Here is a 23,533-nt window from a genome sequence, read left to right as displayed (position 1 = left end):
GGAGTGTTTAGAAATGTCATATAGCGAAAAGGTCGTTGATCATTATAATAATCCTAGAAATTTGGGAAGTTTTGACAAGAGTGACAAGAATGTCGGCACCGGAATCGTCGGGGCTCCTGAATGCGGCGATGTGATGAAACTCCAGATCAAGGTTAATGAAGATGGGATCATTGAAGATGCCCGGTTTAAGACATTTGGCTGTGGAAGCGCCATTGCGAGCTCCAGTCTGGCTACTGAATGGGTTAAAGGAAAAACGATCGAAGATGCTTTGAAAATCAAAAACACCGAAATTGTGAACGAACTCAATCTTCCTCCGGTCAAGATCCATTGCTCTGTCTTGGCTGAAGATGCCATCAAAGCGGCTCTGGCGGATTACCAAAAGAAAGCACAGGAGAAGAATTCGGTCGGTGCGGAAACGAAATAAGGAATGGCAAAAGAGATGAGTCGGGGGGGAGAGGTGATCAGCGAAGCGGTCAGAAGCGAGGATTCGCTTCTTTCAACGGCGCCCGGATGCTGGGATTGCCTCGGAAAAGTGGAGAAGTTTTTTTGCACCCGATGCGGTAAAATTCAACCGATTCCTTCTTTGCTGGATTATTTTTCATTGCTTGGGATGGCAAGGAAACTCCAGTTTGATTCTCAAAAGGTTGAAAATCAGTTTCATGCTTTGAGCCGAAAATTTCATCCCGATTTTTATCAAGGCAAATCGCCCAAAGAGCAGGAATTAAGTCTTGAAAATGCTTCAGCGCTAAACCAGGCCTATCGGACGCTCCGGGATCCTATTTCAAAAATAGAATACCTCTTTCAGCTAGAATTGGGAGACGCGGAGGGCATTCGCTGTCAAGTTCCGCCTGACCTTCTTGAAGAGGTTCTCGACCTTCATTCAAAGCTTGAAGAAATCCATCATTTGAAAAAAGGAGATGATCCTTCCGAAGAGAAAAAGATAAAAACCTATTTGGGTGCCGAACTCATCGTACTTCAGGGACGGTTTCAGAAGATCGAAGATCAGATTCAGGAGCTTTCCGTGAAATGGGATCACATTCCCGCAAAGGACCAGGCAAAGTCTGTCGAAAGAAAAAATCTCCTACTGGAATTGAGAAATGTCCTTTCTCAGCGCACTTATCTCTCCAATGTTATTGAAGACATCAAAAGAACAATCTAAATAGATAGACGGAATCATGGAAACTTCAATCGAAAAAAATAAAGAAATAACGGCGGGGACAGAAAAAACCTACAAGGTGCTCTTCCTTCCGATGAATATTGAAGCATCGGGCAAGGAAGGAGAAAGTATCCTCGATGTTGCCGAAAATTACGGGGTTGACCTTCCGCACAATTGCGGAGGGGTCTGCGCCTGTTCCACCTGTCACGTGATTATCAAGGCGGGTCTGGAGCATCTGAGTCCAAAATCCGAAGATGAGGATGACCGGCTGGATATGGCCGAAAATCTGACACTCGATTCTCGGCTTGGATGTCAGGCGAAAATCTACGGTGACATCACCGTCGAACTGCCTGATTGTACGCGGAGGGAGTAAGAAACATGGATTGGAGCAATATCGAAGATATCGCCCTCGGTCTGGTAGAAAAATATCCCGACACTGATCCGCTCACTGTCCGTTTTACCGATATGCACCGGTCGATTGTCTCCCTTGACGGATTTACGGGAGACCCGAAGAAATCGAACGAAAAGATTCTGGAAGCGATTCAAATGACCTGGCACGAAGAATACCAGGATGCAAAGAAATAGTCCTTCTCAACGGTTTCTACCTCATTCCCCTACCACGTCACAACCGAATCCGCTTCAAAAATCAGATCGACGAGCCGGCTATAACCAATCTCTTCACATTCTCCCATTTGAGGGACGGAGCTAGAAGCGACATCGATCAAGCAAAAAGTTTGACATTTCCAGATAGGTTTCACCCTGATCGCTTCTTGAATCAAAACGACTCGAATCTTGTCGGGATATCGCTCTGAAAGGTTTTGAATGATCAATTGGGCTTTTTCGTCAATTTCTTTTTTAAGAATATGTAGCTGATTTTCCATTTAGAAGATGAGAAATTTTTCTCCCGCTGAAATTTTATCGGCTATGATTTCTGTCGTGGTCGATGCATATGGATAAACAGTTTCAAAATCGGGATGATTTTTTAAAAATGCCTCTTCAATATAAAAGGGTTTTTCGGAATCTTCAAAACTGGAAATATATTTCTCTAGCGTCTCGTAATCCAGAATCCTCTCCTGTTCCTCCGTGAGGAGATAAGGTGCATCGCCCATCAGAATAATTTCCACCTGGTGAACGCCGCTTCCCAGCCCAAGCGCCATTCGGATTGCTTCGACGCCCCGGGGCGATTCAAATGGGTTTGTCTTGATCAGGACCACGATTTTCAAAGAATGTTTTTCGGGCGAGAGGGGCATTCTAGTTAAGGGAAATAAACCGGTCGGTGCCTTCAATCAGGCTCCCCAGCATGACCAATCCGCAGTAGGTGGCACGGGGGTCGTCATAGGGAAGATTCCGGGACTGGCAGCCATAGGCACACACATAGAGTTTTGCCCCTTGCGCAACGAGATCGAAGAGGGGAGAGCCTGTTAAGTGGTAGACCCCTTCGTCTGTGACATAGAGATAGACTTCAATCTTTTTTTCCAGTGCAGCTTTAGCCAAATTGATCGTAGTCCGTGAAGAAGGGTCTTCGGGACGGGTGGTCAAGGCAAGCGCGAGTTTTCTCAATTAAGGATCTCCGGAGCTTCCTTTAAAATAACACTGCCGTTTCCTGGTTGTCAACGAGTCAAAACGACGGGTATAATGACCCGATATGACGGATAGTTCCGATGAATGAAATTTATCTTGATTATGTGAATGGTTCTCCTCTCCTTCCTGAAGTTTTTGAGGGGATGGCTCCGTTTCTCGCAAACGAATTTGGCAACCCGCAAAGTCTCCATACTCTCGGAAAAAAGGCAAAAAGGGCGATTGAAGAAGCAAGAAATGAGGTCGCTCAACTCATTGGAGCAAGATCAAACGAGATCTTTTTTACTTCATCCGGATCAGAAGGAAATAACTGGGTTATTCGTGGGGTCCCTTCTGCTTATCTGAAAAGGGGTCATCATGTTCTGACCAGTTCGACAGAACACGTTTCAATCACGAAACCCCTGAAAAACTGGGAAAAACACGGAGGAAAAGTCACTTACCTTCCCGTTGATCCGGTTGGCCGCGTCGCTCCAGAGAAGGTTCAGGAAGGGATTCTGCCACAGACTGTTTTAATTACAATTCATCATGCCCAGAGTGAAATTGGCACGATACAGCCGATAAAAGAAATTGTTGAAAGGATCAAGGATTCCGGAGTCCTTGTCCATTCGGACGGGGTTTCTCTGGCAGGCACCCAGCCGCTCGATGTGAGAGAATTGGGGGTCCACTATTACACCTTCTCTGCACAGTCGGTTTATGGTCCTAAAGGGGTGGGAGCACTTTATATTCAAACAGGAATGAAGATTGACCGTTTGATCGAAGGTGGAAATCAGGAAGAAGGGAAGAGAGGAGGGCTAGAAAATGTTCCCGGAATCGTTGGGTTTGGCATTGCGGCAAAAATTGCCCGAGAAAACCTGAAAAAACGGCAGGAGAGTTTCAAGGCATTGAGAGATGTTCTTATTCAGGAGATTCAAAAAAGGATACCGGATGCCCGGTTAACCGGTGATCCGATTCATCGTCTCCCATATCATGCCAGTTTTCACTTAAAAGGAATCGAAGGAGAGGCTTTGGTCCTGTTTTTGTCGGCCAACGGTGTCGCAGCTGCCACGGGATCGAGTTGCCTGTCCGGCAATTTGAATAGCCCGTCTATTTTAACCGCTCTGGGATTTCCGGCGGCTCGGGCGCGGGGGACTCTTCTTTTGACAATAGGATGGAAGACGACCTTGGAAGAGATCCGTGAATCAGTTGGCATCATCCAAAAAGGAGTCGAAGAGATCAAGCGATTGTCAGGCCATTGATGAGAGAATCTGTATGGCGTGGTCAATCCGTAGTAGCGAACGTTCTTTCCCGAGCAGGCGAAAAACTTCAAAAATACCCGGACTCACCGTTTTTCCCGTCAACGCAATTCGAAGCGGTTGAGCGATTTCACCCATCTTTTTTCCGTATGTTTCCATCACCTCTTTGATCATCTTCTCAAGAGGATCATGATCAACGGGAATCGATGCAAGCCTTTCCTTGACCTCTCTCAAAACAGGAAGGGCGTCGGGTGTCAGTTTTTTCATTCCCTCCGGGTCAATCTTGATTTTATCGACGAAATAATCTACGGCGGTACGAACCAGTTCATTCAAATCGCGAGATCTTTCCTTCAAGATGAAATAGGTATCTTTTAAATGTTCCGGATCAATTCCTTTCGGGTCAATCAGTCCGAGCGCTTCGATTTGATCCATCATGAGGCGAACCATTCGTTCGGGCTCACCATGTTTAATATAATGAGCATTGAGCCAGAGGAGTTTTTCCGGATTGAAAATAGAGGCCGAACTTCCCACAGAATCCATTGAGAAATGGTGTATCAGGTCCTGCAGTGAAAAAATCTCCTGATCCTGATAGGACCACCCGAGACGGACGAGATAGTTAATCATCGCTTCGGGGAGATATCCCATGGCCTTGTATTCCATGATTGAAGTCGCCCCGTGCCGTTTTGACAGGCGCGCTTTATCTGAACCGAGAATCATCGAGACATGTCCGAATCGGGGGAGGGCATAGCCAAAAGCCTGAAACATAATAATCTGTCGAGGTGTATTATTCAAATGGTCGTCTCCCCGTATGACATGGGTAATCTTCATTAAAGCATCATCGACGACCACGCAAAAGTTATAGGTCGGCCATCCGTCTGAACGCACGATAATCAAATCATCCAATTGCTGATTTTCAAAACTAACTCTTCCTTTGACCATATCCTGAAAAACAGTTTGTCCTTCCAGAGGAGCCTTAAATCTCAGGGCCGGTCTTCTCCCTTCCACTGGCTGATTCAGATTCCGGCATCGTCCGTCGTATTTTGGAGGTTTTCCTTTTTTCATGGCCTCTTTTCTGCGCTCATCCAGCTCTTCGGGGAGACAGTAACAAGGGTAAGCTTTCCCTTCAGAAAGGAGACGGTCGGCATGTTGACGGTAAAGAGGCAGGCGATCCGTCTGGCGGAAAGGTCCTTCATCCCAGTCCAGACCGAGCCAATTCATCCCTTCCAGGATTGCCTGAATTGACTGGTCTGTAGAGCGCTCCTGATCGGTATCTTCGATTCTTAAAATAAATCTGCCCTGGTGGTGGCGAGCAAAAAGCCAGTTAAACAGGGCGGTTCTGACACCCCCGATGTGCAAATGGCCGGTAGGACTGGGCGCAAAACGAACGCGAATATCAGACATGAAAAATCCCTTTGCAGGTATGGGAAAAATAAATATCGTAAGAGCCTATCATAACTCAAATGGAAGGGGAGAGGAAAGAGAGATTTGGGACGACGGGAATAATTAAATTTTAAAACGTTCCATTTCAGATTTTAGCACTTCGGCCTGCTGGGAAAGGAGGTGGATCGATTTGTTCATTTCTTCAACCAGGCTTACAGTGTCCCATGAAGTGGACTGAATGCTTTCCATGGAACCCATAAATATTTCGGTTCCTTTTTTCTGCTCTTTAATGGCTCTTGAAATCTGTTTCACCCGTTCATTGACGTTTTCCACCGCTTCGGTAATTTGTTTGCTTCCTTTTGACTGTTCCTGCATAGATCGCTGTACGGTGCGGGTCGCATCCCGCATTTTTTCGGTATTGCTCAGTATTTGTTCGCTTCCTTTCTTCTGCTGTGTGGTCGCAGCGGAAATCTGCTGAATCATCTTATTGATCTGCTCCATGGCCTCTCTCATTTTACTGACCTGTCCCGTCTGTTCGATCGTCGCTTTTTCGATATTCTGCGACATAGAACTTGAAAGCCTGGAGCTGTCCAGAATCTTCTTGAGCGCGTCGCGGGCAGCAAGCGACAATTGAAGACCTGTTTCAACCGTTCTGAAACCTGACTGGGAAGCCTGAATCGCTTCCTGAACCTCTCTTTGTACGTCCTTGATGAGCTGTGAAATTTCCCGGGTAGATCCGGAAGTCTGATCTGCCAGATTCTTGATTTCTTCGGCAACAACCGCGAACCCTTTTCCTTGTTCGCCAGCCTGCGCCGCGAGTATGGCGGCATTTAAGGCCAGTAGATTGGTCTGTTTTGTAACCTGTTCAATGACCGTGAGAACTTTTCCGATCTGTTCTGAACGTTCTCCCAGCTTATTGATCACCGTGACGGAGGATAGAACGCTCTCTTTGATCTGATTCATACCATAAATTGTTTTTTCAACCGCAGTCATTCCAAGTTTTTCCGCATCGAGTGACACTTTTTCAGAGAGGGAAGCCGATTCTTTGGCATGGCTTTCGACCTCTTTCACGGAGAGATTGATTTCTTGCACCGCAGACGCAGTTTTTTCTGCTGAAAACGAGAGCTGCTCGACATTCTGACCGACCTCCTTTATAGCGCTGGCCATTTCGGTAATGGAACTGGAGGTCTCATCCACGCGATCAACCATATGAATAGTTGTGTTGGCGACTTCTTCAAATGACGCAGACATCTGGAGGATTGAGGAGGAGGTTGCCTCAGAGGAGTGGGAAAGCCCTTCCACATTGCTGGTAATTTCCAGGATGGACGTGTTCATTTGTACGACAGAGGAAGAGCTTGTTTCGCCACTCGAGGCCTGTGCTTTGGCTCCTTGCATTACGGTTTCAGAATGTTTTTTCATCTGTACGGATGCGGACGCAAGGTTATGGGTGACTTCCCGGATATTTTTGATCATTGCGTTCAGGCTTCCGGACATTTTAATGAAAGCCTGACCGAGAACTCCGATTTCATCCCGTGAAGTCACATTTAGCGAGTGGGTGAAATCCCCGTCAGCAATTTTTGTTGCCAGGAGCGCCATCTCTTCAATCGGCTGAACAATCGATTTAACATATATGAAGGCAAGAAAGCTTCCAATTAAAATGATCATACCCGTCAGGAGGAGAGTGAGCAGAAGATCGGTTCTGATCTTTTCACTGAGATTTCGGGTGGAAAGACCAATTCTAACGGTACCGATGGAATTGACCTGTCCTGTTTGCGAAGCCATAAGGGCATCGGTGCTTCGGTTTCGGATCGGAGAAACGATTTCGTAGAGATCTTCCCCTCTTTCATTCGTAAGTTCATTTACGGATGATTCAACCGAACCATTTATCCTTGCCGCATCATCTGTGACAGTCTTTCCAACAAGATCTTTTTGCGAGTGGGCCAGGACCTTTCCATCTTTGTCCAGGATGGCCACATAAGAGACGTCGGATTCCTTCAGCACGCCGGGAAGAAATCCCATGAGAACATCCGAATCTCCCACCGTGACGCCGTAAGCGCTGTTAAATGCAAGGCTTTTTGAAAGAGAGATGCCCCGCTCTTTGAGATCCTCTTTGAGTGAGCTCTTTTCCCGGACCATGAAGAAAATTCCAAGGATGGCGCCCTGGATCAGGAAGAGAAGTGAGAATATCGCTATAAATTTTAATCGGAGGCCAAATTTTATCTTTTGATCCATGCAGATGCTTTCTAGAATTTTTCCGGGAGCTTGAGCCCTTTTCTATTAAAAAATCCCGAATACTTGATTTAAATATAACATATTTTCAGGAACCCGCTTTTCGAATTGATTCTCTCTTATTCCACCGTACGTTTGGTTTCAAGATGCTCCCACCTGAGAACACATTCACTCAGGAGTTTCTCAATTTTACGAAATTCTTCTCCGATTTCGTTGAGTTCTGCGTGCTTTGAACCTGCGGGCTGGGTCATCCGCCGTATAATTTCCTTTTTTCGACTTTCAATCTTTTCAATCTCTTTTTCGATCGCGTTGAGCTCCTGCTGTTCATTAAAGGTCAGTCCCTTCTTTTTCTTGAGAGGCGCCGGAGACGTCCGGGGATCCTCTTTTTTAGGTTCCTTTTTCCTGATTACTTCCTTTCGAGTTTTCCAATTCAGATAGATTTCATAGTTTCCTTCAATATAGTGAACGGAGCCGTCTGATTCAAAACTTAAGATCCCCGTAGCCACTTTATCCAGGAAATAGCGGTCATGAGTCACCATAAGAACACATCCTTTGAAAGAGTTCAGCGCTTCATCGAGAAGCTGTAGAGTCGGAATATCCAGATCATTGGTGGGCTCGTCGAGGAGTAGGAAGTTGCTGTTTTCCAGCATCAGTTTTGCCAAAATCAGACGCGCCTTCTCTCCTCCTGACAGGGTTCGGATCAATTTCTTTTGATCGGAAAAGGAGAAGAGAAATGATTCCAGATAAGCGGTTCGGGTTTGGGTCACCTCACCGGATTTGATCCAGGCGCCCTCGCCCAGGGCAAGCTCCACTCTGGCGTCCGGATCAAGCGATTCACGATGCTGGTCAAAATAAGAAATTCGGGTATTTTTCCCCAAAAGTATGTTTCCGCCTGACGGCAGTTCTTCTTTGAGAATTAACTTTAGAAGCGTGGACTTCCCTGATCCGTTGGGCCCGATGATGCCGATCCGGTCTCCTTTCTTGATCGATATAAGGAGATCCTTGAAGAGGAGTTTTGAACCAAACGATTTGGTGAGGTACTGCAATTCCAGAATAATGTCGCCGAGACGGGCATTGCTCTGAAAATCGAGCTGTAACCCTCCGGACTGGGGTCCTTTGATCTGTTTTTGCAGCTCGCCATACCGTTCGATTCTTGATTTGGATTTGGTGGTTCTTGCCCTTGCGCCCCGCATAATCCAGGCGGTTTCGGTTCTTAGAAGGGTGACAAGCCTTCCCTGCGCCCGTCCTTCATGAATAAGCCGTTCCGCTTTCTTTTCCACATAGATGGAGTAACTTCCCGGATAGGGAGTCAGGGATCCATTTTCAACTTCGATGATCCGTGTCACGACGCGGTCTAGAAAATAGCGGTCATGGGTGATGAGCATCACCGCTCCCGGGTATCGGATCAGATAGGATTCAAGCCATTGGGTCGTATCGGCGTCGAGGTGATTGGTCGGTTCATCCAACAGGAGGAGCGAAGGTTCTTCCAGAACCAGCCGCGCGAGGGCGACTCTTTTTTTTAACCCACCGGATAAATTGCCGATCCTTTCCTTTTTGTCAGGGATATTGAGATGGCGCAGGATCTCGTCGACGCGATGTCCCAGATTCCATCCCCCGTGCTGGGAAATCCAGTGTGAAACTTCCTCTTGTTCCCTGATGAGCCAGTCCAAATCCGCTTTCCGGGGAGACTTCGCGAGGAGGAGATTGATCTCTTCGAACCGGTGAACCGCTTTTAAAATTGCATGAAGTGCAGATTCGAGTTCCTGCTCGATCGTATGATCCGCATTGAGAACCGGATCCTGGGCCAGATATCCCAACGAGGTCTCCTTTTTAAAGGAGAGGATGCCACTATCTTTGGACTCCAGTGCGGCCACAATTCTAAACAGAGTCGACTTTCCGCTTCCATTTTGGCCCACAAACCCGACTTTTTCTTGCTCTCCGATGGTAAAGGTGGCATGATCAAGAACCGGTTTATAGGCATATTTCTTATCCAGATTCTGGACATCCAGGACGTTCGTCATAAAATATAAAATAACAGATTCCTTCGAATTATGGTAAAAAATAAAAAAAGCGGTGTCCGTTGGAAAATATTGTCGTGGCTTTTTATCATCAGCGTTATTACCTATGTGGACCGGGTCAATATTTCTGTGGCGGGCCAGGAAATGATGCCCGCATTGGGAATATCCTCGATCGAGATCGGAGCGCTTTTCTCCGCATTTGTTTTGGGTTATGCGCTCTTTCAAATCCCGGGGGGATGGCTGGGAGATATTTGGGGATCCCGAATTGTGCTTACGCTTGCTCTCCTCTGGTGGTCAATTTTTACGATCCTAACTGCATTGGCTGACCGTCTTTTTTTAGTTTCCTTTTTAGGACTCTTTGGCACGTTGATGGTGATCCGTTTTTTAATCGGAACAGGAGAAGCCGCCGCGCTGCCCAATTTTAACCGGACAGTGGCAAACTGGTTTCCCGGTTCGGAGAGAGGAATCGGCATGGGTGTCGCAATTGGAGGAATCGGATTGGGTTCGGCCATTACGCCTCCGGCCGTTGCGTGGATGATGACTCAATATGGATGGAAAGCGGCCTTTTATGTGACCGGGGCTGCCGGTCTGATCGTAGCAGCCGGGTGGTACTTGATGGCAAGGGATGATCCTCGCCAACATTCGGGCGTTAATCATGAAGAACTGGCATGGATTGTTTCTTCTGCGTATCCGGATTCGGAATCTGCCAAAAAATCCGATGAAAAGTCGTTTCGTATTCTCCTTAAGATGCCGTCGGTATGGTATCTGACGCTCAGCTACACGATGCTCGGTTATATCGCGTATATTTATCTCTCATGGTTCTTTCTCTACCTGGTCAATGTAAGGCACTTTACGGTCTTAAAAGGTTCTTTTTTAGCTTCATCGCCCTTTCTGGCAATGGCCATTTTTTGTCCTCTCGGAGGCTGGATGACAGACAGAGCGACAAGGCGGTATGGACCGAATATAGGGAGAAGAGGCATCGGAGCGGGAGGAATGTTGATGACTTCGCTTTTGATTTATTCCGGAGCGATTACGACAAATCCGTACTGGGCCATTGTTCTCCTTTCGTTCGGCGCGGGGATCCTTTACGGGACCGTCGGGGCTTTCTGGTCGAGTACGATTGATCTCTCAAAGGAGCATTCCGGAGCGCTATCCGGACTGATGAATATGGGGGCGAATTTAGGGGGAACCCTTTCTCCCACGCTAACCCCTTGGCTGGGAGAACGATATGGCTGGCACATCGCTCTGACGGTAGCCGCTGCTGCCGCTTTCCTGGGTACAATTCTCTGGTTAGGGGTTCGATTTGATCAAAAAATACCCTCCCAATCCGATTCTTTTTCTTGACATTTCCTTCCATTTTTTGGTTAACTATCGTGATTTTATTTCTGGACATTTCACCAGGCGGAGGCAGGGTGGTTAAAGAAGGAGATCCCTTTTATAAAGGCCTTTCTTATGCTGCCAGAATCGGTGTCGAATTGGTTGCGGCGACCCTGCTGGGAACCGGTTTGGGGTATGCGGCCGACCGATATTTCAATACCTCACCCTGGTTTTTGACAGGCGGGGTCCTGCTGGGCGCGGCCGCAGGGTTCTTAAATATATATCGATTTGTGACCGCGCTCCAAAAAGAGGAATCTGCAGATCCCGAAAAAAAACAAGAATAGGTGCCATGGAACATAATCCATTAGAACATTTTCAGCTTTATAATATTCTGAGTCTTCATCTGGGGATTTTTGATATTTCCATCAATAAGGCGGTGTTAATGATGTGGCTGGTGAGCGCCTCGGTGATACTCTTTTTTATGGCGGCGGGTAGATCCGTCAGGCTCATTCCAGGAAAATTTCAGAATCTTGCTGAAATCGCAATGGAATTTCTAAGAAACATGGTGCTTGAAAATATGGGAGAAAAGGGATTGAAGTTTGTTCCGTTTGTGGCCACCCTTTTCTTTTTTATTCTTTTTTCAAACTTGCTGGGACTCATTCCCGGATTCTATACCGTGACTAGCCAGCTCATTGTGACAGCAGGATTTGCGGCGCTGGTTTATTTGATCAGCATCGGGGTTGGTTTTCTGTATCATGGATTCGGATTTCTCCATATTTTGATTCCTCCTGGAACGCCCGGCTGGCTCCTTCCCCTGATGATTCCAATTGAAATCGTGAGTCAACTTGCCAGGCCTGTTTCCCTGGCAGTCAGGCTTTTTGCAAATATGACGGCTGGCCATACCGTCCTGGGTGTTTTATTAGGGATGGCTATTTCTCTCGGATTTCTGATCGGATGGCTTCCTTTCGGGTTTTCCGTTGCGATTAATCTGCTGGAAGTGGGTATTGCGTTTATTCAAGCCTATATCTTTACGATATTGACTACCGTTTATTTAGGAGACGCCATAAAAATGGAACATTGAGTCATCGATAGCATCGTCTAGAGGGGTTAACATTTCATTTCAAAGAGAGAAGGAGAACAAAATGGATTCATCAGCGGCAGCATTGATCGGCATGGGAATAGCAGCGGCAGGGTTTGCGGGATCTGGGATTGGCATCGGTTATATTTTTGGCAAGATGATTGAATCTGTGGCCAGACAGCCCCAGGCAGAAGCAAAGATCGGAAAATATATGTGGATCGGATTTGCGCTGGTCGAAGCCATTGCCCTTTACGGACTTGTCATTGCGTTTATTGTCATGGGTTTGAGAAAATAGGGCGCCGTTCGACAGTCGTTAAAGGAAAAGGAAAAGAATATGCCTCAGTTTGATGCCCATTTTTTTACGCCGTTGCTTTTTTGGTCAATCGTTTCTTTCGGAATATTATGGTATGTCCTTTCAAAATATGCCTATCCTCCGATTTTGGAAATGCTTGAGATCCGAGAGAAGAAAATAAAGGAGAGCCTGGAACAGGCAGAAAGGCTCCAGAGTGAGGCGAAAACATTGATGGCTGACTATGAAAATCGGTTAAAGCTGTCGAAGAAAGAGGCCGAAGCGATTCTTGAAAAAGCGCGCGTCAGGAGCCAGCAGATCCTGGAGGAGAGTGAAAAGCGCGCCAGGGAAGAATCTGAAAGAATGCTTGTATCGACCCGCCAGGAGATGGAACGTGAAAAAATAAAGCTGATGAAAGAAGTAAAACAAGCGACCGCCGAACTGGTGATTTCCACGACCGAGAAATTGATTCAAAAATCTTTAAATAAAGAGGATCACTACCGGTTAATTGAAGAGGCCATTGAACTCTCTTCTCGAAATTTCAAGCCGTAGATCTGAATCATTTTTCACTTGTTTCTCAAATAAAAGCCATGGATTGCACCCATGGCTTTTTTTTTAACTTTAGATTGAATGAATATTCCAATTTGAATATATTGGTGAAATGACAATTCCCCCTTTTGTTTCAGTCATTGTTGTGAATTGGAACGGCAAGGAAACCCTTCAAAAATGTCTGGAGTCACTTTTTAATCAATCCTATTCTTCGATTGAAATTATTGTCGTCGACAATCATTCGGAAGACGGATCCTATGAATCGACACGTTCGATTTATGGAGAAAAAATAAAATGGATCCGCAATTCAAAAAATGAAGGATTTGCCCGCGGAAATAACATCGGGATACTCGCCTCCCGTGGGGAATACATTCTTCTACTCAATAATGACGCATGGGCCGAACCGGACTGGGTTCGAAACCTGGTCGAATCGGCTTCGTTTAATGATAAAACCGGAATGGTCGCTTCCCGTATTTATCTGGGAGACCAGGAAGAAATTATCGACAACACGGGACATCTTGTCTATCCTGACGGGATCAGCTGGGGAAGAGGAAGGATGCAAAGAGATACAGGACAGTTTGATCAGGAAACAGAGGTGATTTTCCCCAGCGGGTGCGCGGCCCTTTACAAAAAGCAGATGCTAGACGAAATCGGGTATTTTGACGAACATTTTTTCGCCTATTGTGAAGATACGGATTTAGGATTTAGGGCGAGACTTGCAGGCTGGCAATGTCGCTATTCGCCTCGAGCCGTTGTTCATCATTATTTCTCCAAATCTTCCTCTGAAACCTCTTCTTTCAAGGCTTTTCAGGTGGAAAGAAACAGGCGATGGGTGATCATGAAGAATTACCCCTGGCCTTATTTGATTCTTTCTCCGTGGTATTCGATAAAGCGATATCTGTGGCAAGGTTATGGCATTTTGAAAGGAAAGGGAATGGCAAGCCAGTTTTCTCAAAGAAATTCCCTGATTTCCGGATGGATGATTCTGATCCGGTCCTTTTATTGCGCATGGGTGATGTTTCCAGTCATGCGGAAAGAACGTTTCAGAATACAGGTGAAAAGAAAGATCTCTTCAAAAGAATTCGGGCAGTTGCTAAACAGGTTTGGTGTTGGAGTCAGAACCATTGCCTTCGGCGAACAGGAGTAGGATGAGAATAGCCCATCTTGTTTCAACTTTTCCCCCTTATCGAGGTGGCATTGGAAATGTCGCGAACGAATATGCCAGGGGACTGACTCTTCTTGGAGACGAGAATGAAATTTTTACCCCCGACTATGAAGGGAAAGGAACGATTTCGGATCAAACAGCAGGTTTCAAAATTAATCGATTGACCCCTTGGTTCAAGTACGGTAATGCAGCATTGGTTCCACAGGCCTTGTTAAAGCTCTCCTCATTTGATCTGATTCACCTTCATTATCCATTTTTTGGCGGTGCCGAATGGCTCCTTTTTCTTAAATGGATTCTTGTACGGTCGCCCAAAATCGTTTTGAGCTATCATATGGATGTCCTGGGATCTGGAATCCTGAAGCTTGTTTTCAAGGGATATGGAAAGACGATATTGCCTCTTCTGGCAAGCACTGCCGATGGGGTTATTTTTGCCACCCGCGAGTATGGAGAATCGAGCCTGATCGCTCCTTTCGTAAGGGAGAAACCGGTATATCATATTCCTTACGGGGTTGCTTCCCGATTTCATCCGAGAAAAAAAAGTGACAGCCTGGTTTCCCGCTTCAAATTTTCCTCGGATGACAAAGTCCTGCTCTTTGTAGGAGGGTTGGATCGTGCCCATCACTTTAAAGGCGTCTCCCTGCTCATTTCAGCCGTCGGAAAGCTGAAAATGAAAGAAATAAAATTAGTAATCGTCGGGAATGGAAACCTGATTCCCCATTACCGAAACGCGGCAAAAAATGAAGGATTGTCGAATCAGGTTATTTTTGCCCAAGGGGTTTCCGATGATGAACTTCCAGATTATTATAATCTTGCCGATATAGCAGTGCTCCCTTCTGTCAATCGTTCTGAAGCGTTTGGCATTGTCCTTCTCGAAGCGATGGCTTGCGCACGGCCGGTTGTCGCTTCGTCCTTGCCTGGAGTCAGGGTGTTAGTCGATAACCACAAAAATGGCCTTTTGGCTGAACCGGGCCATGTCGGCGAACTCGCTGAAAAGATAAAGTTTCTCCTGTCCCATCCCGAGCTTCGGGAGGAGTATGGTCTGAATGGATTTAAAAAAGTGGAAGAGCATTTTAGATGGGGTCCATTGGTTCAAAAAGTCAGAGTGGTTTATCAGGAGTTACTGAAAAAGAGGGCATGAGTGGAGACGACCAGCGGATGAAGAAGGTGCTTATTACAGGAATATCGGGTTTTGTGGGAAGTCATTTGGCGGAATTTCTCCTCTCGACCGGCAAAGAAGTTTATGGCACCTATCTTGAAGACGAATCGCTGGGACTTCTTGAAGGGATAAGAGAAAAACTGATCTTGCGGCCATGCCTGATTCAGGAAAGTGAAGAGATATATCAAATTATCAGGGAGATTTCTCCCGATGAAATCTATCATCTGGCAGGAATGGCCTTTGTGGTCGATGCATGGCAGAATCCGAAAGAGGCCTTTTCTGTCAACGCACTCGGTACGATGAATCTTTACGAAGCCGTTGTCCGAAGCAGACTAAATCCATGGATTCTTTCAGTTCTGTCCGCGGATGTTTATGGGATACCCGGGGAAGAAGAGATGCCGCTGACGGAAGAGAGAATTCTGCGTCCGATTCATCCTTACGGATTAAGCAAGGCTACTGCTGACCTGATCGGATATCACTATTTTTATGCTTATAACCTTCCCATCATAAGGGTTCGGCCCTTTAATCACATTGGTCCACGCCAGAGCCCTAAATTCGTCTGCTCTGACTTTGCATGGCAAATTGCCAGAATTGAAGAAAAATTACAGGAGCCGTTCATCGAAGTCGGCAATCTCGACTCGAAACGGGATTTTACGGATGTCCGGGATATGGTTCGTGCCTATGGACTGTTAATTGAAAAAGGAAGAGCCGGAGAAGTTTACCATGTCTCCTCCGAAGAGGCCGTACCCATCCACAAAATCTTAAGCATGCTGCTCGGAATGGCCAAAGTTCCGATTGAAATCAGGACCAATCCTACCAAAATGCGAAGATCTGACTCGCCGGTTCAGATTGGGGATTGCTCAAAACTCAAAAAGGAGACCGGTTGGAATCCTGCGATTCCGCTCAAAAAGACACTGGAAGACTTATTGAATTACTGGCGAAATCAGATTGCGATTCAAAAAAGATAAAGCCCTGATTTTCTAAGTGGAATGGGTGGACATGAGATCCGCTGCGTCAAATGATTTTCCGGAGTCGGCCTGAGTTCCCGTGCAGACGAGACCGAGACAGGTTTCAGCAATCTTTTCGGGAGGGGGGAGGGACATGGGATCTTCGTCCGGGCAGGCTTCGGCCCTCATCTGAGTTCTCGTGGGACCTGGATTCAATGAGAAGACCCGGATGTGATACGGAGAGACCTCCTCGGCTAGAACCTGTGTCAGACCCTCTACCCCGAATTTGGAGACAGCATAGGCTCCCCATTGTGCCTTTCCTTTCTTACCTACACCGGACGAGATATTGACGATACATCCTGATTTTTTCAAAATCATCTGTTTTAATGCCGATTGGGTTACGTTAAAGACACCCGTTAAATTGATATCGATGACTTTTAGCCATTCCTGATACGGGTAGGAAAGAATGTCTGTCTTTGGACCCAGTATCGACGCATTGTTAATAAGGATATCGACCAGTCCATAATATGACTTGATGGTTTTGAATAGTCTCTGCACCTCGCGGATTGAAGTAATATCAGCAACGTGAATTAAGGCCTCTTTCCCTTCATTTTTGATTTCTTTTTCGGTTTCTTTTAATTCCTGACCCGATCGGGAGCAGATTACCACTTTGGCCCCTTCTCTTGCAAAAGTCTTTGCAAGGGCCTTTCCGATTCCTCTTCCTCCTCCGGTAATCAGCGCAATCTTTCCCTCTAGCTTCATTCAAGCAATCCTTATTTCATCCGATGCATTAATAAATGTTTTTAAAAGTATAACGGGTTTTCCAACGTATTCGCAACCCAATTGAATCATTCTAGTCGCGAATAACAAAGGAGGTTTCGTATAGAAGCGCAAGGGGAGAGGTCACGATCACCTTGTCAACTTCTGCCCGGGGAGGCCCGATATGAAGTTCTCTGATCAATTCCTGGATCTTGTCGGAATGTCCCTCAACAGCGATTTCAACATCTCCGGAAGGGAGGTTTTTGCAATAACCGGAAAGATTCAGTCGAAGAGCATGGCTGACAACAAATTTTCGATATCCGACGCCCTGCACTCTACCTGTTACAAGGATATGTTGTCTCATCATCCCTTACAGTCACTCCTGGTTCTATTCTTCATCTTCCCGAAGTTTCGCCAGTACGGAAATATCCTCCAGCGTGGAAGTATCTCCCAGTGTCTGATGATTAGCTGCAATATCTCTCAGGAGCCTGCGCATGATTTTTCCGCTCCTTGTCTTGGGAAGGTTTTCCGTGAATCGGATTTCGTCGGGTCTTGCAATGGCGCCGATTTCTTTTACGACATGTTGGCGCAATTCATTCTTAAGGTCATCACTCTGCTTGGAAGTGGCTTTTAATGTTACAAACGCTACAATCGCGGTTCCCTTCAAAGAATCGGGCCTTCCTACGACTGAAGCTTCGGCAACCGCGGAATGACTGACCAGGGCACTTTCTATTTCCATGGTTCCTAACCGGTGCCCTGCAACATTGATCACATCATCGACTCGGCCCATAACCCAGAAGTAGCCATCTTTATCGCGCCTTGCACCATCTCCGGTGAAATACATTCCCTTAAACTGGGACCAGTATTGTTGTTTAAATCTTTCCGGATCTTTGTAGATGGTTCTCATCATACTCGGCCAGGGCCTCTTGATGACCAGATAGCCCCCCTGATTGGGTTCAACAGGATTTCCGGCCTTATTGACCACATCAGCCATAATTCCCGGGAGGGGGAGTGTGGCTGATCCCGGTTTGGTTGGCGTTGCTCCAGGCAGGGGGGTAATCAAAATTGAACCGGTTTCGGTCTGCCACCAGGTATCCACGATGGGACAACGTTTCTTGCCGATAACGGTATGGTACCACATCCAGGCCTCCGGATTGATCGGCTCACCAACCGTTCCGAGAAGTCTCAGACTGCTTAAATCACGATTCAGGGGCCATTCATCGCCGCTTTTTATCAGTGCTCGAATCGCTGTTGGAGCCGTATAAAAGACATTGACTTTGTATCTTTCAATAATCTGCCAAAGCCTGTCCGGTTTGGGATAGTTCGGAGCCCCTTCAAACATCAGGGTGGTCGCGCCGTTGGCAAGGGGGCCGTATACGACATAACTATGACCGGTCACCCAGCCGATATCGGCAGTACACCAGTAAGTGTCTTCATCTTTGAGGTCAAAGACCCATTTGCTGGTAATCGCAGCGCCGAGAAGGTAACCGGCCGTAGAATGAACGACGCCCTTCGGTTTACCTGTCGTACCGCTGGTGTAGAGTATAAAAAGGGGATGCTCCGAATCGAGTTTCTCTGCCTTGCATTGTTCGGACGACTCTGTCATGAGCACATTCCAGTCATAGTCTCTTCCTTGAAGCATCTGAGTCGGAGTTTGTGTTCTTTGATATACAATGACTTTAACCGCAAATGGAACTGACTTGAGCGCCTGGTCCACATTCTCCTTCAAAGGGACGAGGGTTCCTTTTCGATACCCTCCGTCTGCTGTGACAACGATTTTCGCTTCCGCATCCAGTATACGGTCTTTAAGCGCTTCGGAAGAAAATCCTCCAAAGATAATCGAATGGGTTGCTCCAATCCGGGCGCAACCCAACATGGCAATAGCCAGTTCCGGAATCATGGGCATGTAAATCGCCACCCGGTCTCCCTTTTTAACGGCCAGTTTTTTCAAGACATTGGAAAACTTGCAGACTTCGCGATAAAGCTCCTGATAGGTGAGCGTTCTCGTATCACCGGGCTCTCCTTCCCAGATAATAGCCGCTTTATTTTTTCGCCATGTTTTAATATGGCGATCAAGGCAGTTATAGGAAACATTCAATTTTCCGCCGACAAACCACTTCGCAAAAGGTTCTTTCCACTGAAGTACTTTCTTCCAGGGTGTAAACCAATCAAGCTCCTTGGCCAGGTTTCCCCAGAACTTTTCCGGATTCTTCTCGGCCTGCTGATAAAGTGCTTTGTAGTTTTTTAAGCTCTTAATATGGGCCGATTTTGAAAAGAGAGAAGACGGTTTAAAGACGCGCTTTTCTTTTAGATGCGATTCAATATCCATGGAGGCCATAAAGTGACTCCTACGAGGTTATCAGGAAATACGGAATTAATCGGCCTGATTATATATAATTTAAGGAGTGAAAACAACGTCACACTTCATTCAGCAGGGGGAAAGTGAGCGTAAAGGAAGTTCCTTTTTGGGGTTCCGAAGAAACGGTAATTTTCCCGTCATTGGCTTTGACAATACCATAGGTCACGGACAATCCGAGGCCCGTCCCTTTCCCGACATCTTTTGTCGTAAAAAAGGGTTCAAAAATATGTTCCAAAATATCCGTTTCAATTCCGACCCCGTTGTCCTGAACCGTTATTTCTACATAATCCCTCAAGATGGCCAGGTCTGATTCCAGGGGAAGCTTTTTATGTTCAGTCCGAATTCTGATTTGGCCCCCCTCATTCAGGAGGGCATCCCTGGCATTGATGCAGAGGTTCAAAAGTGCTTGATGAAGCTGATTTTCGTCTGCCATGATCCAAAATGGTTTGTCAGAAAGCTCCGTTCGGATCAGAATTTCTTTATCGAGACTTTTTTGAAAAATAGCACTGACATTAAACACGAATGCATTCACCTCCATTCTTGCCTTGGAAAGGGGATGCCAGCTTGCAAAACCGATCATTTGTTGAACCAGATCCCTGGCCCGAAATGACGATTTCTCAATTACTTTTAATGCTTTCTGGCTGAAATCATCTGATGGGAGTTGTTCTCTCAGGAGTTGGGCATATCCCAGAATTCCCGTTAAGATATTATTGAAATCATGGGCAATGCCTCCTGACAAGACTCCGAGGCTTTCCAGTTTTTGGGACTGGATAAGCTGGTTTTCAAGATTGTGCTGAAGTGTGATGTCTTCCATCGCGAGAATGGCTCCATCAAACCGGCCCTGGGCATCAAACAGCGGCATACCACTGATATTAAAGGTTAACGGGTTCGTTCTTTCCTTGATCGGTACGGATACTTTCCAGAGCTTGAAAGGAATTCCCTTTTCGAGGAGTTGCCGAATTTCGTTTTTGAAAAGACCCAGTTGAATCAAGGGAATTTCAATGACGGGTTTTTGGTTCCATTCCTTAAGATAGATGGGACTTTTCCTTTGCGAGAGATAGGCAGAATTGACATTCAGGATGGTCCCTTTGGCATCGATCAGGACAAGCGGGAGAGGAAAGAAATGGAAAATGTTAAGATACCTTTCTTCAGAGGCCTTGAGAGCGTTCTGCTGACTTGCAAGCGACTGGGAGACCTGATTAAAGAGTTTGGTTAATTTTCTAATTTCATAGTTTGATTTGACGGGAATCTGAATGCCTAAATCTCCCTCCCCCAGTCTTTCTGTTGCGTGGATCAGTCGATTCAGCGGCAAGGCAATAATTTTGCGGAGTAAAAAGTAAAAAATGATCATGGCAACGGCGGTTAAAGCTGAAGCCAGCTTAAGATACGACCAGAAGCGGGCTTTCGGTTCAGATAAGACATCGCTGTCCAGGAAAGTCGTAACCAGGATAAATTCAACCGGTCCATTCTGGTTTAGGCGTATTGGAGAGACCAGCTCAAAAAGATTTTCCTTTGGCTTGAAAATCACTTCTCCTCTATTTTCAAGAAAGGCCTGTCGAAGTTCGTCATTCCGAAAATAGTTTCTGGAAAGGTCTGCAATCGGCAATCCGATCACTCCATTTTGTTTGGAAGCAATCACTTTGAGATTTTTGTCCAGGATCGCAGAAAAGAAGATAATATCTTCCTGACCGAACTGTTCAATCATTTTCTGGAGAGCGGGAGTGTCCTTCTTCTTCAGGAGCATCGCGGCGAAATTTCCCATCTGATCAGTGATCCGATGGGCACTGCTTAGAAAACTTTCCGTTTCAGCCGTATGCTGAATGCGGTACGAGAATCCTGCGATTATCAGCGCGAAAAAAGTGCCTCCGATCAAGATGATCAGGGCGATAATCGTGGAGACGGAAGATAACTTTGGGAGCTGTTTAAAGAAACGGGTCAATGGGATCTTCCATATTATTCAACAGGCCATTAACCATATTGTATTTAAAAAAAAGAGATTAAACAAGCCGACATTGTGGAATGAAATCCATCCCTCAGCGGAGGATGGATCTCCGGTCCAGATGAAGCCATTGCACAGAAAAACAAGCTCAGGTATAATCAGCAAAACTTAAGAAGAGCATGTGGAATAGGAAAAATAGGATGGAAGCATATTCAAGGCATATTTTTGTCTGCCAGGGAAATGATTGTTTTCAAAAGGGATCAGAGGAGATCAGGGCGGAGTTCAGAAAACAATTGATGGAAAGAAAGCTTTTTAATTGCGATGTAAAGGTTAATAAGTCAGGGTGCTTCGATCAATGCAAATATGGTGTGAATGTTGTGATCTATCCGGAGGGAACCTGGTATTGCAATGTGGAACTCGGATCAGTAAAAAAAATAATCGATAAACATATTGTGGAAGGTGAAGTGGTGACTAACCTGCTCCATTTTCAGCTGCAACAGACGATGAAACGAGGGAATATCTCCTGAAGAAGATGCCCGCCTCCGAAGATAAGATTCTGATTGATGCCATCGAATTTCTAGGGCACTGCGGAGTTCCTCATTCAGAGCGGAGTGCCCTCCAGAGATTTTCAGTCTCGGTCGAGCTTGGGCTGAACTTGAGACCCGCGGCCGGTTCGGACCGTCTTGAAGAGACGGTGGACTATGAAGCGGTGTCCCACCTCGTTGTTTCGGTTGGCAAATCAAAATCCTTTGTGTTACTTGAAACGATGGCGGAGGAGATTGCGTCGGAATTGTTAAAAGGGTTTAAGATCAGGAGCGTCAAGATTTTGCTTAAAAAGTCCGTTCCGCCGGTCGAAGCGATTAAAGGCTTTTTTGCAGTTGAAATTCTAAGAATGTCAGGATGACAAATTTCCGATTTGAATCCATGGTTCCCTCTGAACTCTGTCTACAGTGTGACATCTGCTGTCGTTTCCCTGAGGCGGATTCTCCCCTGGCTCCCTATTTTACCTCCGACGAGGTGAAACAGGCGATCAAAGCGGGATTGTCTCCCGATGCATTCAAGTCGGGCAACGTCGGACGGGTTCAACTCATCCCATTTCCTCTGAATGTGGTGAGCCCGGGTCATCAGGAAGGGTGTATCTGTCCTTCCTTTGATCCGAGAACTCAGGAGTGCGCAATTTATCCAGACCGTCCCTTAGATTGTCGCCTTTACCCTTTTGCTGTCATGAAAAGTATCACTAACGAGGAGACTGTACTTGGAATCGACACGAAATGCCCCTTTATCAGGGATCCCTTGAATCAATCCGTCGTCGAAGCTTACGGAATGGAGTTGCTAAAACTTCTCGGAACTCCTCCGTATCGTGAAACGTTTCAGAAAAATATGGACCTGATCGGACCCTTCCAGGATGATGTCATCATTTTGGGTGCAATTTAGACGGGGAATATGGATCAACAGGGAAAGGAAATAGCAGGTCTAATTCCGCTGTCGCTCGAAGAAAGATCTCTTTTTGAAAACCTGTTAAAAAAAAAAGGTCTTTCCTTTCTGCCCAGTCCTTTCCGTTAATTTGGGTCTGGAAAGACTTTTTTGACTATTTCTGGTCGGTTCAAAATCAGGTCTACTACCTGTTTGCTCGCTATGACCGATTCTGGTATATGCCGATTCCTCCTCTCGGGGAGGTCCCTTTAAAAGAAACGGCGGCAACGGCATTTGAAATGTTGAACCGGCTGAATGACGATCCTCTCAACGGCCGGATTGAGAATCTGGACTTGACGGATTGTTCTGATCTCGATTTATGGCGATTTAACAGGAAATTAAAGAGCTGGGATTACCTTTATGACAGGTTAAAATTGAGCGAGTTGAAAGGTAACCGTTATAAGGGAAAGAGAAATCCCTTCAATTCCTTCACAAAACAACATCGACCCCGCTATCTTCCTTTTTCAACGAAAGATCTCACCCGCTGTCTTGAGCTCTATGATCAATGGATGGAGAAGAAGAAAAGGAACCTAACCCATGAGGAAGATGACTATGAAGCCTGCCTGCTGGAGGATAGCCGAAAGGCTCACCAGCGGATGATGAATGAGTTCGAAATGCTCGGCCTGATTGGACGCGTCGTCTGGATTGAATCGGAAATCAGGGGATATATTTTCGGTGCGGAACTAAACGCATCCACACTGATCGTGATTGCCGAAGTGACCGAGCTTTCAGTCAAAGGTCTTGCGCAGTATATTTTCAGAACTTTTTGTGAGGAAATGGACCGCTATCATTGGATTAATGTGATGGATGACTCCGGACTGGATTCCTTGCGAAAAGTCAAGGAATCGTACTTTCCCGATTTTTTGGCCCCGGCCTATATTCTGGATCAGAGGCGTATTGAGTAAAAAT

The 23,533-nt window shown here is 46.2% G+C and carries 28 protein-coding genes; 17 read left to right on the top strand and 11 right to left on the bottom strand.

The window, feature by feature from the left end; genetic code table 11:
* Positions 1 to 13 precede the first annotated feature (13 nt).
* The 4 genes from iscU to iscX all read left to right on the top strand — a co-directional run bounded on the left by iscU (position 14) and on the right by iscX (position 1,741).
* On the top strand, positions 14 to 424 hold the full coding sequence (gene iscU, locus HY200_09820) for a Fe-S cluster assembly scaffold IscU (GenBank protein MBI3595242.1): 411 nt from the start codon (positions 14 to 16) through the stop codon (positions 422 to 424).
* A gap of 3 nt (positions 425 to 427) precedes the next feature.
* Positions 428 to 1,159: a Fe-S protein assembly co-chaperone HscB gene (hscB, locus tag HY200_09815; protein ID MBI3595241.1), complete on the top strand. Its 732-nt coding sequence runs from the start codon at positions 428 to 430 to the stop codon at positions 1,157 to 1,159.
* 91 nt (positions 1,160 to 1,250) lie between these two features.
* Positions 1,251 to 1,529 carry a 2Fe-2S iron-sulfur cluster binding domain-containing protein gene (locus HY200_09810; protein ID MBI3595240.1) on the top strand — a complete coding sequence of 93 codons (279 nt, stop codon included), beginning with the start codon at positions 1,251 to 1,253 and terminating at the stop codon, positions 1,527 to 1,529.
* 5 nt (positions 1,530 to 1,534) lie between these two features.
* A complete protein-coding gene (iscX, locus tag HY200_09805; protein ID MBI3595239.1) occupies positions 1,535 to 1,741 on the top strand; it encodes a Fe-S cluster assembly protein IscX in 207 nt (68 codons plus the stop codon).
* A 29-nt stretch (positions 1,742 to 1,770) separates the two neighbouring features.
* Here iscX and HY200_09800 read toward each other — a convergent pair whose 3' ends face one another.
* From HY200_09800 to HY200_09790, 3 genes are read right to left on the bottom strand one after another with little or no spacing between them, the layout of a single operon-like run.
* Positions 1,771 to 2,037 (bottom strand): hypothetical protein, encoded by a 267-nt coding sequence (locus HY200_09800; protein ID MBI3595238.1) that lies wholly within the window; start codon positions 2,035 to 2,037, stop codon positions 1,771 to 1,773.
* On the bottom strand, positions 2,038 to 2,379 hold the full coding sequence (locus tag HY200_09795) for a DsrE family protein (protein MBI3595237.1): 342 nt from the start codon (positions 2,377 to 2,379) through the stop codon (positions 2,038 to 2,040).
* Between the two features lie 28 nt (positions 2,380 to 2,407).
* Complete coding sequence (locus tag HY200_09790; protein ID MBI3595236.1) at positions 2,408 to 2,716, bottom strand: DsrE family protein; 309 nt, start codon at positions 2,714 to 2,716, stop codon at positions 2,408 to 2,410.
* Between the two features lie 101 nt (positions 2,717 to 2,817).
* On the opposite strand from HY200_09790, the gene HY200_09785 reads away from it, so the two are divergent.
* A complete protein-coding gene (locus HY200_09785; GenBank protein MBI3595235.1) occupies positions 2,818 to 3,969 on the top strand; it encodes a cysteine desulfurase in 1,152 nt (383 codons plus the stop codon).
* Here the strand turns inward: HY200_09785 and gltX are convergent.
* The 4 genes from gltX to HY200_09765 all read right to left on the bottom strand — a co-directional run bounded on the left by gltX (position 3,958) and on the right by HY200_09765 (position 9,596).
* Positions 3,958 to 5,367 carry a glutamate--tRNA ligase gene (gltX, locus tag HY200_09780; GenBank protein MBI3595234.1) on the bottom strand — a complete coding sequence of 470 codons (1,410 nt, stop codon included), beginning with the start codon at positions 5,365 to 5,367 and terminating at the stop codon, positions 3,958 to 3,960. The two genes, HY200_09785 and gltX, sit on opposite strands and share 12 nt — an antisense overlap.
* Positions 5,368 to 5,469: 102 nt before the next feature.
* On the bottom strand, positions 5,470 to 7,386 hold the full coding sequence (locus HY200_09775) for a HAMP domain-containing protein (GenBank protein ID MBI3595233.1): 1,917 nt from the start codon (positions 7,384 to 7,386) through the stop codon (positions 5,470 to 5,472).
* Positions 7,341 to 7,496, bottom strand: coding sequence for a transposase (locus HY200_09770; protein MBI3595232.1), 156 nt, complete (start codon positions 7,494 to 7,496; stop codon positions 7,341 to 7,343). Before HY200_09770 ends, HY200_09775 begins: the two co-directional genes overlap by 46 nt.
* A 198-nt stretch (positions 7,497 to 7,694) precedes the next feature.
* Entirely contained in the window at positions 7,695 to 9,596 is a 1,902-nt protein-coding gene (locus HY200_09765; protein MBI3595231.1) for an ABC-F family ATP-binding cassette domain-containing protein, read from the bottom strand.
* Positions 9,597 to 9,665: 69 nt separating this feature from the next.
* Here HY200_09765 and HY200_09760 point away from each other — a divergent pair, with 69 nt between their 5' ends.
* The 8 genes from HY200_09760 (at position 9,666) to HY200_09725 (ending at position 16,115) form a co-directional block, all read left to right on the top strand.
* Positions 9,666 to 10,937: an MFS transporter gene (locus tag HY200_09760; protein MBI3595230.1), complete on the top strand. Its 1,272-nt coding sequence runs from the start codon at positions 9,666 to 9,668 to the stop codon at positions 10,935 to 10,937.
* Between the two features lie 68 nt (positions 10,938 to 11,005).
* The gene (locus HY200_09755; protein ID MBI3595229.1) at positions 11,006 to 11,254 is read left to right on the top strand and encodes an AtpZ/AtpI family protein; all 249 of its coding nucleotides are present in this window, start codon (positions 11,006 to 11,008) and stop codon (positions 11,252 to 11,254) included.
* Between the two features lie 5 nt (positions 11,255 to 11,259).
* Positions 11,260 to 11,991 carry a F0F1 ATP synthase subunit A gene (locus HY200_09750; GenBank protein MBI3595228.1) on the top strand — a complete coding sequence of 244 codons (732 nt, stop codon included), beginning with the start codon at positions 11,260 to 11,262 and terminating at the stop codon, positions 11,989 to 11,991.
* Positions 11,992 to 12,052: 61 nt separating this feature from the next.
* Positions 12,053 to 12,283 (top strand): ATP synthase F0 subunit C, encoded by a 231-nt coding sequence (gene atpE / locus HY200_09745; protein ID MBI3595227.1) that lies wholly within the window; start codon positions 12,053 to 12,055, stop codon positions 12,281 to 12,283.
* A 39-nt stretch (positions 12,284 to 12,322) separates the two neighbouring features.
* Positions 12,323 to 12,829, top strand: coding sequence for a F0F1 ATP synthase subunit B (gene atpF / locus HY200_09740; GenBank protein ID MBI3595226.1), 507 nt, complete (start codon positions 12,323 to 12,325; stop codon positions 12,827 to 12,829).
* 109 nt (positions 12,830 to 12,938) lie between these two features.
* On the top strand, positions 12,939 to 13,973 hold the full coding sequence (locus HY200_09735; GenBank protein MBI3595225.1) for a glycosyltransferase family 2 protein: 1,035 nt from the start codon (positions 12,939 to 12,941) through the stop codon (positions 13,971 to 13,973).
* A gap of 1 nt (position 13,974) precedes the next feature.
* Positions 13,975 to 15,129: a glycosyltransferase family 4 protein gene (locus tag HY200_09730; GenBank protein ID MBI3595224.1), complete on the top strand. Its 1,155-nt coding sequence runs from the start codon at positions 13,975 to 13,977 to the stop codon at positions 15,127 to 15,129.
* Positions 15,130 to 15,146: 17 nt separating this feature from the next.
* Positions 15,147 to 16,115: a GDP-mannose 4,6-dehydratase gene (locus HY200_09725; GenBank protein ID MBI3595223.1), complete on the top strand. Its 969-nt coding sequence runs from the start codon at positions 15,147 to 15,149 to the stop codon at positions 16,113 to 16,115.
* 12 nt (positions 16,116 to 16,127) lie between these two features.
* Here HY200_09725 and HY200_09720 read toward each other — a convergent pair whose 3' ends face one another.
* The 4 genes from HY200_09720 to HY200_09705 all read right to left on the bottom strand — a co-directional run bounded on the left by HY200_09720 (position 16,128) and on the right by HY200_09705 (position 21,151).
* The gene (locus tag HY200_09720; GenBank protein ID MBI3595222.1) at positions 16,128 to 16,856 is read right to left on the bottom strand and encodes an SDR family oxidoreductase; all 729 of its coding nucleotides are present in this window, start codon (positions 16,854 to 16,856) and stop codon (positions 16,128 to 16,130) included.
* Positions 16,857 to 16,947: 91 nt separating this feature from the next.
* Positions 16,948 to 17,220 carry an acylphosphatase gene (locus HY200_09715; protein ID MBI3595221.1) on the bottom strand — a complete coding sequence of 91 codons (273 nt, stop codon included), beginning with the start codon at positions 17,218 to 17,220 and terminating at the stop codon, positions 16,948 to 16,950.
* A gap of 21 nt (positions 17,221 to 17,241) precedes the next feature.
* Positions 17,242 to 19,191 (bottom strand): acetate--CoA ligase, encoded by a 1,950-nt coding sequence (gene acs / locus HY200_09710; protein ID MBI3595220.1) that lies wholly within the window; start codon positions 19,189 to 19,191, stop codon positions 17,242 to 17,244.
* Between the two features lie 79 nt (positions 19,192 to 19,270).
* On the bottom strand, positions 19,271 to 21,151 hold the full coding sequence (locus tag HY200_09705) for a HAMP domain-containing protein (GenBank protein MBI3595219.1): 1,881 nt from the start codon (positions 21,149 to 21,151) through the stop codon (positions 19,271 to 19,273).
* 200 nt (positions 21,152 to 21,351) lie between these two features.
* Between HY200_09705 and HY200_09700 the strand changes: the two genes are divergently transcribed.
* The 4 genes from HY200_09700 (at position 21,352) to HY200_09685 (ending at position 23,529) form a co-directional block, all read left to right on the top strand.
* Positions 21,352 to 21,678, top strand: coding sequence for a (2Fe-2S) ferredoxin domain-containing protein (locus HY200_09700; protein MBI3595218.1), 327 nt, complete (start codon positions 21,352 to 21,354; stop codon positions 21,676 to 21,678).
* 5 nt (positions 21,679 to 21,683) lie between these two features.
* A complete protein-coding gene (gene folB, locus HY200_09695; protein ID MBI3595217.1) occupies positions 21,684 to 22,055 on the top strand; it encodes a dihydroneopterin aldolase in 372 nt (123 codons plus the stop codon).
* The gene (locus HY200_09690) at positions 22,052 to 22,585 is read left to right on the top strand and encodes a YkgJ family cysteine cluster protein (protein ID MBI3595216.1); all 534 of its coding nucleotides are present in this window, start codon (positions 22,052 to 22,054) and stop codon (positions 22,583 to 22,585) included. The genes folB and HY200_09690 overlap by 4 nt, the downstream gene beginning before the upstream one ends.
* Positions 22,586 to 22,713: 128 nt before the next feature.
* Positions 22,714 to 23,529, top strand: coding sequence for a DUF2156 domain-containing protein (locus HY200_09685; protein ID MBI3595215.1), 816 nt, complete (start codon positions 22,714 to 22,716; stop codon positions 23,527 to 23,529).
* The last annotated feature ends 4 nt before the right edge of the window (positions 23,530 to 23,533 follow it).

The sequence above is a fragment of the Nitrospirota bacterium genome (assembly GCA_016194305.1).
Lineage (GTDB): Bacteria > Nitrospirota > Nitrospiria > JACQBW01 > JACQBW01 > JACQBW01.
The sequence above is the reverse complement of the archived record's forward strand: the minus strand, read 5'-3'. Positions and strand labels throughout refer to the sequence as shown.

Coding starts and splice junctions, on each gene's coding strand:
- HY200_09735 (MBI3595225.1), top strand. CDS start 12,939: ATGACAATTCCCCCTTTTGTTTCAGTCATTGTTGTGAATTGGAACGGC.
- HY200_09700 (MBI3595218.1), top strand. CDS start 21,352: ATGGAAGCATATTCAAGGCATATTTTTGTCTGCCAGGGAAATGATTGT.
- HY200_09785 (MBI3595235.1), top strand. CDS start 2,818: ATGAATGAAATTTATCTTGATTATGTGAATGGTTCTCCTCTCCTTCCT.
- HY200_09765 (MBI3595231.1), bottom strand. CDS start 9,596: ATGACGAACGTCCTGGATGTCCAGAATCTGGATAAGAAATATGCCTAT.
- HY200_09715 (MBI3595221.1), bottom strand. CDS start 17,220: ATGATGAGACAACATATCCTTGTAACAGGTAGAGTGCAGGGCGTCGGA.
- gltX (MBI3595234.1), bottom strand. CDS start 5,367: ATGTCTGATATTCGCGTTCGTTTTGCGCCCAGTCCTACCGGCCATTTG.
- atpF (MBI3595226.1), top strand. CDS start 12,323: ATGCCTCAGTTTGATGCCCATTTTTTTACGCCGTTGCTTTTTTGGTCA.
- HY200_09810 (MBI3595240.1), top strand. CDS start 1,251: ATGAATATTGAAGCATCGGGCAAGGAAGGAGAAAGTATCCTCGATGTT.
- HY200_09690 (MBI3595216.1), top strand. CDS start 22,052: ATGACAAATTTCCGATTTGAATCCATGGTTCCCTCTGAACTCTGTCTA.
- iscX (MBI3595239.1), top strand. CDS start 1,535: ATGGATTGGAGCAATATCGAAGATATCGCCCTCGGTCTGGTAGAAAAA.
- hscB (MBI3595241.1), top strand. CDS start 428: ATGGCAAAAGAGATGAGTCGGGGGGGAGAGGTGATCAGCGAAGCGGTC.
- atpE (MBI3595227.1), top strand. CDS start 12,053: ATGGATTCATCAGCGGCAGCATTGATCGGCATGGGAATAGCAGCGGCA.
- iscU (MBI3595242.1), top strand. CDS start 14: ATGTCATATAGCGAAAAGGTCGTTGATCATTATAATAATCCTAGAAAT.
- folB (MBI3595217.1), top strand. CDS start 21,684: ATGCCCGCCTCCGAAGATAAGATTCTGATTGATGCCATCGAATTTCTA.
- HY200_09725 (MBI3595223.1), top strand. CDS start 15,147: ATGAAGAAGGTGCTTATTACAGGAATATCGGGTTTTGTGGGAAGTCAT.
- acs (MBI3595220.1), bottom strand. CDS start 19,191: ATGGCCTCCATGGATATTGAATCGCATCTAAAAGAAAAGCGCGTCTTT.
- HY200_09730 (MBI3595224.1), top strand. CDS start 13,975: ATGAGAATAGCCCATCTTGTTTCAACTTTTCCCCCTTATCGAGGTGGC.
- HY200_09720 (MBI3595222.1), bottom strand. CDS start 16,856: ATGAAGCTAGAGGGAAAGATTGCGCTGATTACCGGAGGAGGAAGAGGA.
- HY200_09800 (MBI3595238.1), bottom strand. CDS start 2,037: ATGGAAAATCAGCTACATATTCTTAAAAAAGAAATTGACGAAAAAGCC.
- HY200_09750 (MBI3595228.1), top strand. CDS start 11,260: ATGGAACATAATCCATTAGAACATTTTCAGCTTTATAATATTCTGAGT.